Here is a 12,619-nt window from a genome sequence, read left to right as displayed (position 1 = left end):
CATACAATATTGTGATTTTTCAGTCATCGCGACATTTTGCTAACTTTAGCTAGCCAATCAAACTTGACCTAGCGCTTGAGCAATAATGTCGAATACTCGCCGCACTCTAAGGCTAGTTCGTAATTCTTGATGGCATACTAGCCATAAAGGGAGGCGCATGGCTGGCCCCAGGTGTTCAAAAGCACGCTGCAAGTGCGGGTCCTTATCACCCATATCTTGAGGGAAAAACATCAGGCCCAGTCCTTCTTTACACAAACCCAGCTGTAATAGCTGAAATGAAGTAATCAATTGAAAATTCTGTTTTGTCAGCTGCCAACCTTGTTGATTGAGAACCTTTGATACCGCGCTCGTTCGGTCAAAACCGATAAGCTGAATGTCACTGAAATTGCTGATATCTGAGAATGCGGGCAACTGTTCCAAATAGCCTTTGGTTCCGTAGAGCCAAATACGCTCTTCTCCAAGCTTCTTAGCAATCAGATCATGCTGCGTTGGACGAAAATTGCGAATCGCGATATCGGCTTCCCTTCGCTTTAGATCGCTGGTTTGATTGGTAACGATGACTTCAAGGTCTATTCCCGGTTCTTGTTGTCGCAATCTAGCGATGATTTTAGGTAAACGAAACACTGCATCTAACTCTCCAACGGAAATGGTCACTGAACCTTCAAGTTGTTGAGATTGTCCGCTAGCCGCTAAAGAAAACTGCAAGGCTGCATTTCCCATGGCGCGTGCATGCTCTAATAGTTCTAGGCCACTTTCAGTTAACACCAAGCGTTGCCCCACCCGTTCAAATAAGCTGACTGCTAGCTCCGCTTCGAGTGCCGCCACCTGACGGCTCAGCGTTGGCTGCGTCATATTCAAGGCTTTAGCTGCGGCGGATAAAGTGCCTTCTTCTGCGGTGACCAAAAATGCTCTCGTGTTGTTCCAATCGAATTTAGCTGACTTCCAGTTCATACGAAAATGCATACTTATTATACTAATTTAGCCAATTTACCTTCTATTTACGTATAAGTATAGTGAGGCCACATCATTGATAATGGGAGAACAAAACGATGACTACTCTGGTCGTTGGGGCTAGCGGGGCAACCGGTCAGTTGTTAGTTGAGCAATTGCTCAAACAAGGGCAAAAAGTAAAAATTATCGTCCGCTCAGTGGGATATTTATCTGACGCATTAATCCACAATCAGCAACTTTCGATTACCCAAGCCAATCTCTTAGACATGAGCGATACAGAACTACACCACCACGTATCAGGCTGCCAAGCGGTCGCTTCATGCCTTGGTCACAACTTAACGTTGCACGGAATGTTTGGCCAACCACAGCGACTCGTTAGTGATAGCGTTCAGCGATTATGCATGGCGATAGAGAGAAGCAAGCCCGCCTCTCCAGTAAAGTTTCTACTGATGAATACAAGCGGTAATGTAAACATACCAGCAGGCGAAACAATATCGACTGCACAATCCTTTATTATAGGGTTAATAAGAATGCTCTTACCCCCGCATGCCGACAACGAAGAAGCGGCGGCGTATCTGCAGTCGCATTTTAGCACCAGCCACAATAGCATCGAATGGGCGGCAATCAGACCTGATAGCCTAGTGAACAACGATGTGGTCACTCAATACGATGTGTATTCATCGCCAATACGCAGTGCAATTTTTGATGCAGGTAAAACCAGTCGAATCAATGTGGCCCACTTCATGACGCAACTGATCATCAACGAGCTAATCTGGCAACAATGGAAAGGCCAATGGCCCGTTATTTATAATGCGTCTAATTAACATGGTTTACTGACGAGAACACAAAGACCCAGCATGAAGAGGATAGTCCTGCTCTGCCCTACAACCTTGTAATAGCGACTAACGGTACAGTTAATCGCTATGGGATTAACCGTCTACTACTCTAGCTCTAAGTACACCTTGTCGAGTAGCGACATCGCCAAGTCATTATCGTAATAGGCAGCTTCGTTAATAAACGCCGGATACACCGTTTTCTCACCCTGGTAGCAAATATCTTCACCCGTAAAGGTGCGGAATATTGGGTCTCCAGACTTTATCGCTTTAAAGTCATTGTCTTGCACATTGCTATGCACCATAGCCAGGCGTTCACCCTGGTCATCTAGCGGCAGTTTAATACTATCGAGATATAAAAAGGCTTCTACTTGCTTGGGTAGTTCCGGGACTTGCTGCTGATTGTGTAACTCAACAAAATCGAGAATATGGCCAGTCATGTTTTCCATTTGCTCAAGAATATCTTGACGCAATACTGATTGTGGCTGCGGGCCAACTTCAACCAACACCCCGTATTTTCCACAGCTGGCCAAAAAGCGATGGTTGGCTAAATCGTCTTCTGGCTCATCTAAAAATACCACTGCCTCGGGCATTTGTAGTTTCACATACGCCGCCAGTTGTTTGTAAAACGGCGTTGGCTCGAGCAAGATTAAGGTGGGCCCCATATTAGAGGTGGTGTTATGTAAATCAATCACCAAGTCCATATTGGGGCTGGCTTTGGGGCCTAGCTGCTGATGTAATACTTTGGCTCGCGACTGCTCGTAGTTACTTAAGCTAAGATCGTTCAGTTCGGACATTGTAAACTGTCGATTAAGATCGGCATCGATATAACGCTTGTTTTCGCCATAAGCTTTGGGGTTAGCAAATACGGTGTCTACGCTGATGCTAGGGCGGGAGATAAGTTCGGGAGATTGCTGCCACTTGTTGAGTAAATAAATACCGCTGAATTCGTTTCCATGCGTACCGCCAACGATAGCGACTGTGCTAATTTTAGACAAAGCAAACTTTCCTTTAAGCTATTGAGCAAACAGCCTTGAGCTTAAAAGGAAACGCGCTTTGACTCAAGCCAAAGCGCGGGCTTGTTACTCTTCCAATTCTAAATCTTGTTCTTGGTCTTGCTCTTGCTTACCGATACGGTAGGCTTTTGGGGTGAGCTCTAGGTCTTTCTTAAATACCGCGTACATATATTGCAATGACGGATAACCACATAACTCTGCGATGTCTGAGGTTGATAACTCAGTATTACGTAGCAAACTCATCGCTTGCTCTAGCTTGGCACAGTGGATCTCTTGGTGTACCGAGTGACCAATGTCATCTTTAAAACGTTTTTCTAAGTTTGAACGAGATACCCGCACATAATCGAGTACTTGCTCAACCTTAATCCCTTTACAGGCATTGTGGCGAATAAAGTGCATGGCTTGAATCACGTAAGGGTCTTTTAAAGCTTTAAAATCGGTTGATTGACGCTCGATAACCTGTTCTGGTCCCACCAATTCACGTACGTTGCGTAGCTCTTGCCCTTGCAATTGACGGTGCAATAGCTTGGCAGCCTGAAAGCCCATTTTACGACAGCCCTGCGCTACCGAGCTTAAAGACACTCGGCTTAGGTGGCGAGTTAAGTCTTCATTATCAATGCCAATAATCGACACCTTATCAGGTACGATAATGCCTAGGTGGTCACACACTTGAAGTAAATGACGCGCGCGCGCATCTGATACTGCAACAATACCCACCGGTTTGGGCAGTGACTGGATCCAGTCAGCTAAGCGGTTCATCGCATATTGCCAAGATTCAGGGGTGGTTTCCATGCCACGGTATACCGCACATTCGTAACCATCGCTAGCCACTAACTGCTGAAAGATTGACTCTCGCTCCATGGCCCAGCGATTATTTTCATTGGGCGGCATACCATAATAAGCAAACGATTCTAAGCCTTTGGTTTTGAGATGCTCATACGCCGCTCCTACCAAGGAGCGGTTATCAGTAGCCACATAAGGAAACTTAGGGTACTGATCAGGGTTTTCGTAAGAACTGCCCACTGCCACTACAGGTACCCGCAAACCAGTAAGCGCTTGCTCTATTTCGGGGTCATCAAAGTCAGCGATAATACCATCGCCTACCCAATGCTGCAGCCGATTGATACGGCAGCGAAAATCTTCCTCAAGAAAAATATCCCAGTCACATTGCGACGCTTGCAAATAATCCCCGATCCCTTTGATTATCTGGCGGTCATAGACCTTGTTAGCATTAAACAACAATGTGATTTTGAAACGTTTATCAAACATATGGGGCTCCTAAAAGCGTAGTGCCTAAGGTTATTTAATTTACTATGTAAAAAAAATGGCTTTTATGCCACCGTGAAAAAACATAATGTGATGATGATCATGCACAAATTGAGTGAAACTGTGAACTCAGGCACGCCATAGAAAAACGCTACCCTACTAGCAGTTTTCGTAATTGAGTCACTTTTCCTATTCACGGCAGGATGGCCTTATTAAATTAACCAGCTAGGTCTATTTGTCTTTAACAAAACAAGTTGAGCAGCTCGCGTCCCAATAAGGAACTTCTATGTACATTGGTATTGATTTAGGCACTTCAGGCGTAAAAGTGGTTTTACTCGCAGAAAGCGGCGAACTATTAAGCCAAGCAACCGCTAGCTTAAGCGTTTCTAGGCCTGCTCCACTATGGTCAGAGCAAGCCCCCCAAGATTGGTGGCAAGCCACCCAAGATGCTTTAACCAGCTTGAGTAAGCAGCATTCTTTAGCGCAAGTAAAAGCAATTGGCCTAAGTGGACAAATGCATGGCGCAACCTTACTCGATGCCAAAGGTGACATTTTACGCCCGGCGATTTTATGGAACGACGGTCGCAGCGCCGCTCAATGTGAAGAAATAGAACGCCTAGTGCCTAACTCTCGAGACATCGTTGGCAACTTGATGATGCCTGGTTTTACCGCGCCTAAACTACTGTGGATTAAGCAAAACGAACCAGAAATATTTGCTCAAGTAGACAAGGTATTATTACCTAAAGATTATTTGCGTTATTTGTTATCAGGTAACTTTGCTTCCGATATGTCTGATGCGGCTGGCACCATGTGGTTAGACGTAGCCAAACGTGATTGGAGCGATGAAATACTGGCCGCTACCGGCCTAAACCGCGCCAACATGCCTGAGCTATTTGAAGGGAGCGAAGTCACCGGTACCCTAAAACCTGAACTGGCCGAGCGCTGGGGCATGCCTGCTGTACCTTTAGTAGCGGGCGGTGGTGATAACGCTGCTGGCGCTGTAGGCGTGGGCATTACTAAACCAGGCCAAGCGATGTTGTCGCTAGGCACCTCAGGTGTTTACTTTGCAGTAAGCGATGGCTACTTAAGTAATCCAGAATCTGCTCTGCACAGCTTCTGCCACGCCTTACCAGGTGCTTGGCATCAAATGTCGGTTATTTTAAGTGCTGCTTCATGTTTAGATTGGGTCGTTAAGCTGACAGGCCAAGCCGACGTACCAAGCATGTTAGCCGCTGTTGAAGCCGCACCAGAATCTGAAGATACCGTTTTCTTCTTACCTTATCTTTCAGGTGAGCGGACTCCGCATAACAACCCAGAAGCTAAAGGCGTGTTTTTTGGCATGACCCACAGTACTGGCCCACTCGATTTATGCCGCGCAGTATTAGAAGGTGTCGCTTACGCCTTTGCGGATGGCTTAGATGCACTCCATTCAACCGGATTAAAGCCTGAAGAAATCACCCTAATTGGTGGTGGCGCACGCAGCCAATACTGGCGTCAAATGCTAGCCGATGTATTTGGTCAAAGCGTCAGTTACCGTTTAGGCGGCGAAGTAGGCCCAGCTTTAGGTGCGGCTCGTTTAGCCCAACTTGGCGTCACTGATAATGCTGATCTTGACCTTATTTGCCCTGTGCCAGAGCTCGTTGAAGTGCATCAGGTGAATGCTCAACGTCACGCGAGCTATGCTGCACGCCGCGCAACATTCCAAGCTATTTACCAGAAACTAGCGCCGTTGTTTTAATCATTAAGGCCAGCTAACAGCCATAACCCTGTTATGGCTGTTAGCAATATTGACCATTAGTGAATCTATTTAAGCATTGGCTTAAATAGACTTATTTCAGCGAAATAATCGTAGTAATACGGAAGACAAATACCATGGCAAAAAACTACCGCGTAGCGTTGCTATTAAACGCAAATATGGCTTACGACCGAGGCATTATTACCGGCATTTCCTCGTTTGTGAAAAATGGCGCACCTTGGAACTTATTCATTGGCGAGCAAAACCTATTCTCAGTGGATGACTTTAGCAAGTGGCAAGGCGATGGGGTTATTGCTGATTTTGATCACCCTGAAATTCGCGACGCGATCAAGTCTCGCAACATACCGGTTGTCGGTATTTCGAGTAGTGAATTGTCGGCTAACAGCATGCAAAATTACCCTTTGGTCATGTCGGATAACAAACAAGTTATCAATATGGCGGCGCGCTTTTTAAAAATGCGCCGTTATACCCATTTAGCATTTTGTGGCTACCCTAACCGACAGTTTAACGATTGGTCTGCCGACCGAGAACGGATGCTGCAGGACTGGTGCGAGCGTAATCAATGTGCCTATAGTCAGTTTAGCGGCAAAGCGGAAGCTGATAGTTGGGATAGCGATTTACAAAGCTTATGTGACTGGCTACGTTGCCTGCCAAAACCGGTTGGGATTATCGCAGCAAACGATGTACGAGCACGCCAACTAAGTTATGCCTGTGAGTTAGCCAAAATAAAGATACCTGAAGAGGTGTCAATTATGGGTATCGACGATGACGAGTTAAATTGTACCTTGAGCCTGCCAACCCTAACATCGGTTCGCCAAGGTACTCGCGCTATGGGCTATTTGGCCGCATCTTTACTGCAACCACTCATGGACGGAAAGCAATTACTAAAACAGCACCATCATGTACAACCTGAACGGGTGATTGGTCGCGATTCAACCGACTACTTCCACTTCAAAGATAATCTAGTACGTGGCGCTCTTAGCTTGATTCGAATTAATCAAGGCAATATCAAGGTGAAGCAAATTTTGGCCGAACTGGGCTGCTCTAGAGGTGCCATCGACAATAAATTTCACGCTGAACTGGGCATATCGTTACACTCGTATTTGCTGGATACCCAACTTAACTTAGCGCTAGAGTTACTCATCGATACCGAGCAAACCTTGGGTGAAATCGCGAAAACAGTAGGCTTTAGTAGCCCGCAGTATTTGTCTTGCGCCATTAAGAAACGCTGGAATATGACACCAGGTAAGCTACGAGAACAAAAAGGGGTGACAAATAGAGATCTGGATCCCCTTATTATTGATGAACAGCCAATTTCGGCCAGCGCTTAAGGCAAGCTATAGTCGCTTTATTCTGGTTATATTCGATGAGCAGTGCCTGTTTTACTGAGTTTAGCGAAGCGAAGTTGCCATCAAACGAAGCTTGCAAAGAAACAACGCGAACCAACAGATCAGGTTATGATCAAAAAAACATCATTAGCCTTATGAAAACTCTGATAGTTAAGCGCGTTTCTTTTTAAATTATTTCAGCGCACCATGGCTTCGAGTGTGACGAAGCGATTAGATTTACGCCGTCAAAACCAAGAAAACATCAAATAAAGTGTGATCTAGGTTGGGACTGCGAAAATTCAACATTAGCGCTAAAAAAAGCGTAATTGCGCTCAACTGCCAGTCTGGCACTTTAATACGGACATGAAGCTTAGCTTTGGTCACCGACCTTCAGCAATAATGAAGGCTCACCAAACAAGCCGCACAATTAGTTTTCATTACAAGGGTCTATACATCTTATGAGTTCTCTACTAACACAGCTAAAACAATACACCACGGTAGTTGCCGATACTGGCGATTTGGACACCATGCGCAAGTTTTCTCCAGAAGACGCGACAACTAACCCCTCGTTAATTGTTAAGGCCTTAGGTTTGCCTGAGTACTCAAGCTTGCTAAAAGAAGTGGCCGAATGGGCAAAAACGCAATCTGACGTACCCGCCGAGCAAATCGAAATGGCCGCCGACAAGTTAGTCGTGACCATTGGTTGTAAAGTACTTGAGTTAGTACCTGGCCGTATTTCTACTGAAGTAGATGCACGTTTGTCTTTTGATACTGAAGCCAGTATTACTAAAGCGCGCCGCTTAATTGAGCTATACCAAGCGGCCGGCATTAGCAAAGAACGCGTATTGATTAAACTAGCCTCTACTTGGCAGGGTATTCGCGCTGCAGAACAATTAGAGAAAGAAGGCATTAACTGTAACCTAACTTTATTGTTCTCTTTCGCTCAAGCACGTGCCTGTGCAGAAGCTGGCGTATTCCTTATCTCTCCTTTTGTGGGTCGTATTTTAGATTGGTACAAAGCTAAAGATAGCAACGCCGATTTCGCTGGCGCGAAGGATCCTGGCGTTATCTCTGTGACTGAAATATACCAATACTACAAAGAACATGGCTATAACACTGTCGTGATGGGCGCGAGCTTCCGTAACATTGGTGAAATCGTTGAATTAGCCGGTTGTGACCGTTTAACAATTGGCCCTGCATTGCTTGAAGAGTTAGACCAAACCAACGCTCCTTTAGAAGCGCGCTTAGTAGACAAAGGCGTTTCTCATAATCGTCCTGCGCCAATGACCGAAGCCGAGTTTTTCTGGGCTCACAACGAAGACGCTATGGCCACCGAGAAATTGGCTGAAGGTATTCGCGCCTTTGCCGTTGACCAAGTGAAACTAGACAAAATGCTTATTGAAGCACTGCAAGCTTAAAGATTATTTATTATTAGGAAATTAAAGATGGCTCACCCTCGTCAACATTTTGCTAACGCTATCCGTGCCTTGAGCATGGACGGCGTTCAACAAGCTAACTCAGGTCACCCAGGCGCCCCTATGGGCATGGCTGACATCGCCGAAGTACTTTGGCGTGATCACTTAGCTCACAACCCAGAAAACCCAAGCTGGAGCAACCGCGACCGTTTTGTTTTGTCTAACGGCCACGGTTCAATGTTGTTGTACTCGCTACTTCACCTAAGCGGTTATGCCCTGCCGATAGAAGAGTTGAAAAACTTCCGTCAGTTGCATTCTAAAACCCCAGGTCACCCAGAATATGGTTATGCTCCTGGTGTTGAAACAACGACCGGTCCACTAGGCCAAGGTATTGCTAATGCGGTAGGCATGGCGCTCGCTGAGAAAATGTTAGCGGCCCAATTTAACCGTGCAGATCATGAGATTGTCGATCACTTCACTTACGCCTTTATGGGCGACGGTTGTTTGATGGAAGGTATTTCTCACGAAGTGGCTTCACTGGCTGGCACCCTAGGCTTAGGTAAACTAATCGCCTTCTGGGATGACAATGGTATTTCTATTGATGGCCACGTTGAAGGTTGGTTCACCGATGATACCCCAGCACGTTTTGAAGCCTACGGCTGGAACGTAATTCGTGACATCGACGGACACAATCCTGAGCAAATTAATGCCGCGATTGTTGCTGCTAAAGGTGACATCACTAAACCTACGCTAATCTGTACTAAAACAGTCATTGGCTTTGGTTCACCGAATAAGTCTGGTTCACACGACTGTCACGGTGCACCACTAGGTAATGACGAAATTAAAGCCGCCCGCGAATTCTTGAACTGGCCATATGCGGCTTTTGAAGTGCCTGCTGACATTTACCAAGCATGGGATAACAAAGCCAAGGGCAACACTCAAGAACAAGCGTGGAACGACAAATTTGCCGCTTACAAAAAAGCTTACCCAGAACTCGCTGCTGAGTACGCACGCCGTGTTGAAGGCACGCTGCCAGAAAACTGGAAAGCTGAAACTCAAGCCTTATTGCAACGCTTGCAAAACGAGCCTGCTAATATTGCTAGCCGTATGGCGTCGAAAAACACGCTTGATGTAATTGGTAAAATTTTACCTGAATTGTTAGGCGGTTCAGCGGATTTAGCCCCTTCTAACCTTACCTTCCACGCGAGCTCTAAGTCAGTAACGGCAGAAGATGCATCAGGTAACTACTTACATTACGGTGTACGTGAATTTGGTATGTCGGCAATGCAAAACGGTATTGCTTTACATGGTGGATTTGTTCCTTACTCAGCGACCTTCTTAATGTTCATGGAATACGCCCGTAATGCGGTTCGTATGGCAGCATTAATGAAGCAACGCTCTATTTTCGTTTACACTCACGATTCTATTGGTTTGGGTGAAGATGGTCCAACGCACCAGCCTGTTGAGCAAGTAGCGAGCCTACGTTTAACACCAAACATGGAAACCTGGCGCCCTTGTGACCAAGTAGAGTCTGCCGCTTCTTGGATTAACGCGGTAGAACGCAATGATGGCCCAAGTGCGTTAATTTTCTCTCGGCAAAACCTTGCCCAGCAAAAACGCAGTGGTGAGCAGTTAGAACTCATTAATCGTGGTGCTTACGTGCTTAAAGATTGTGCTGGTACGCCAGAGCTAATCTTAATGGCCACAGGCTCTGAAGTTGAGCTAGCGGTAAACGCCGCAGTTAAACTGACTGAGCAAGGCAAACAAGTACGGGTAGTATCTATGCCATGTACCGAGCGTTTCGACAAGCAAGATGCCGCTTACCGCGAAGCGGTGCTACCTAAAGCAGTACGAGCACGAGTTGCCGTAGAAGCCCTACAAGCTGGCTTTTGGGGCAAGTATGTTGGTCTAGACGGCGTTACCGTAGGTATGACAACCTTTGGTGAATCAGCTCCTGCCGGCGAACTATTTAAAATGTTCGGCTTTACTGTAGAAAATGTTGTCGACCAAAGCTTAAGCTTATTAGATAGCTAAACTAAAAAAGGACACATAGGGCGCTAGCTGAAAACGAATAGCGCCCTATTATTCTCCCAATCACGTAATGTCCCCCGCAGCAAAAACCTCAGTAATAAAGATCCAGTTCAACTATTTCAACTAAACATGCTCGCTAAGCAATTGATATTCATCGGTCTGACTATACTATTGCTAACCACCTTATCCCTTTGGAGTCGATGTTGTGCGCGTAGCTTGCTTGGCAATTTTATTATGTATTGGAGTAAGCGTTCCACCTAGCTATGCTGAACCCCTGCGTTTGGTGTATCCCAATTTTGTGCCTTATACCTTTGCCAGTGAGCAACCATTAGCAGGAGGCAATTTTCTCATCGACAAAATAATGCAAGAGCTAAACGTCTCCTATCAAAGCAAAATGGTGCCTAATTACAAACGCGCATTTAGTGATGTAGAGAATGGTATGGCAGATGGTTTTTTCTTAGCCTCGCAGAACCAACAGCGTGACCAAGTAGCGGTATTTTCTCACCCAATTTTGTTTAATAACTGGAGCTGGTTTTTCCGTTATGACAGCTATTTAGATCCCGACGCTGAGGGCTTCAAATCAAGTGCAAAAGTGTCCTCGATAGAAGGAACAAATACCCTTCGTTGGTTGAATAAGCACTATTATCGAGTGATCGGTAAACAGAAAAACGTCGCTAAACTGGCACAACTACTGTTTGATTTAAAACGTATTGATGCGGCATTTTTGTCGGCCGATGTGTTTAAAACGGCTAATGTGCATACCAATATTATTAGCGGCGAGTATATTGAAGTGGTACAACGCTCGGCGCCCTTTGGTATCTATATTTCTAAGAACTATTTAGCTAAGCATCCCGATTTTATGTTGCGGCTCAATCTGGCTATTAGCAAAGTGCAAAAACACTACCTAGACAACTCCTACACCCTTTCAGGCATAAAACGGCAGCCTTAAGCTAGAAGCTAGCCACACAACGAAGACTCGATTTAAGCCATCATATTAGCCAACAGTATGAATCAGAAAAAACGTAGATACGAGGGAAAGCGATGAATGAGCCAAAGGTTTGGAATTTAGGTGATGCGGTGATTGACTTGCTCCCCGAGGCTAATGGACTACTAAAAATGTGTCCTGGCGGAGCCCCAGCTAACGTTGCCGTGGCCTTAGCGCGCTTAGGCGTAGCCAGTGGTTTTATTGGTCGAGTAGGCAATGACCCAATGGGCCAGCGTGTTAGCGCGACCCTGCGCGCTGAAGGCTTAGACCTGCGTTGCTTAAACATTGACCAACAGCATCATACGTCTACGGTAATGGTATCTTTAGACCCACACGGAGAGCGTGAGTTTTGCTTTTTAGTCAAGCCGAGTGCCGACCAATTTTTAAGCCTTGACCAACTACCCACTTTTCAATCAGAGCAATGGTTACAATTGAGCTCTATTGCTTTAGCGGCTGAACCTTGCCGCCAAACAGCCACAGTGGCGGCCAAACAATGCAGCACCGCAGGAGGTTGGGTGTTTTTTGATCTCAATTTGCGCCCAATGTTGTGGCCCAGCCCCGAACATATGCGCCTACATATCACGCAATACCTGCCATTGTGCGATCTTATAAAATTATCGGAAGAAGAGGCATTATGGTTAACCGACAGCCAAGATTTGTCTCTTGCCATTGAACACTTACATAATAATTTTCAGATCCCTGTGATTTTATCGCTGGGTGAACAAGGCAGCCAGCTGCTCTATAAGGGTCAGCAGCATCAGGTGGCCTCTGAACCGGTGGACAAAGTGGTTGATACTACCGGCGCTGGTGACGCCTTTGTGGGTGGCGTGTTAGCGCAGTTATGCCAGTTTAGTCAGTGGCAAGATATAACCATTCTACTAGAGGCTTTAGCGCGTGGTAATAAATGTGGAGCCTTGGCGGTGGCAGAGAAAGGCGCAATGTCGGCGCTTCCCTACCTTAAGCGCTAAACTAAGCCAAAACACCTCGATGTTTTGGGTGCTATTCCGTAAGTTAGGTGGTCACGATTGAATCGCCCCA

General features: G+C 46.0%; 10 protein-coding genes. 7 read left to right on the top strand and 3 right to left on the bottom strand.

Annotated elements, in window-relative coordinates; genetic code table 11:
- Window positions 1–57: 57 nt before the first annotated feature.
- The gene (locus tag ACVFI8_RS11695; RefSeq protein ID WP_248713309.1) at window positions 58–951 is read right to left on the bottom strand and encodes a LysR family transcriptional regulator; all 894 of its coding nucleotides are present in this window, start codon (window positions 949–951) and stop codon (window positions 58–60) included.
- Window positions 952–1,049: 98 nt separating this feature from the next.
- On the opposite strand from ACVFI8_RS11695, the gene ACVFI8_RS11690 reads away from it, so the two are divergent.
- Complete coding sequence (locus ACVFI8_RS11690; RefSeq protein ID WP_248713310.1) at window positions 1,050–1,775, top strand: NAD(P)-dependent oxidoreductase; 726 nt, start codon at window positions 1,050–1,052, stop codon at window positions 1,773–1,775.
- A gap of 116 nt (window positions 1,776–1,891) precedes the next feature.
- Here ACVFI8_RS11690 and ACVFI8_RS11685 read toward each other — a convergent pair whose 3' ends face one another.
- Both ACVFI8_RS11685 and ACVFI8_RS11680 read right to left on the bottom strand, forming a co-directional pair.
- Window positions 1,892–2,782, bottom strand: a complete 891-nt coding sequence (locus tag ACVFI8_RS11685; protein ID WP_248713311.1) for an aspartoacylase — start codon at window positions 2,780–2,782, stop codon at window positions 1,892–1,894.
- A gap of 84 nt (window positions 2,783–2,866) precedes the next feature.
- Entirely contained in the window at window positions 2,867–4,069 is a 1,203-nt protein-coding gene (locus ACVFI8_RS11680) for a XylR family transcriptional regulator (RefSeq protein ID WP_248713312.1), read from the bottom strand.
- A 283-nt stretch (window positions 4,070–4,352) separates the two neighbouring features.
- Between ACVFI8_RS11680 and xylB the strand changes: the two genes are divergently transcribed.
- The 6 genes from xylB to ACVFI8_RS11650 all read left to right on the top strand — a co-directional run bounded on the left by xylB (window position 4,353) and on the right by ACVFI8_RS11650 (window position 12,549).
- Window positions 4,353–5,804, top strand: a complete 1,452-nt coding sequence (gene xylB, locus ACVFI8_RS11675) for a xylulokinase (protein WP_248713313.1) — start codon at window positions 4,353–4,355, stop codon at window positions 5,802–5,804.
- A gap of 134 nt (window positions 5,805–5,938) precedes the next feature.
- Window positions 5,939–7,153, top strand: a complete 1,215-nt coding sequence (locus ACVFI8_RS11670; RefSeq protein ID WP_248713314.1) for a XylR family transcriptional regulator — start codon at window positions 5,939–5,941, stop codon at window positions 7,151–7,153.
- Window positions 7,154–7,608: 455 nt separating this feature from the next.
- Window positions 7,609–8,568 (top strand): transaldolase, encoded by a 960-nt coding sequence (gene tal, locus ACVFI8_RS11665; protein ID WP_248713315.1) that lies wholly within the window; start codon window positions 7,609–7,611, stop codon window positions 8,566–8,568.
- A 27-nt stretch (window positions 8,569–8,595) separates the two neighbouring features.
- Window positions 8,596–10,599, top strand: coding sequence for a transketolase (gene tkt, locus ACVFI8_RS11660; RefSeq protein ID WP_457871420.1), 2,004 nt, complete (start codon window positions 8,596–8,598; stop codon window positions 10,597–10,599).
- Window positions 10,600–10,801: 202 nt separating this feature from the next.
- Entirely contained in the window at window positions 10,802–11,545 is a 744-nt protein-coding gene (locus tag ACVFI8_RS11655; protein ID WP_457871419.1) for a hypothetical protein, read from the top strand.
- A gap of 92 nt (window positions 11,546–11,637) precedes the next feature.
- On the top strand, window positions 11,638–12,549 hold the full coding sequence (locus ACVFI8_RS11650; RefSeq protein WP_457871418.1) for an aminoimidazole riboside kinase: 912 nt from the start codon (window positions 11,638–11,640) through the stop codon (window positions 12,547–12,549).
- The last annotated feature ends 70 nt before the right edge of the window (window positions 12,550–12,619 follow it).

It is taken from the genome of Agarivorans sp. MS3-6 (assembly GCF_054112545.1).
This window is presented reverse-complemented; position numbering and strand designations above follow the sequence as displayed.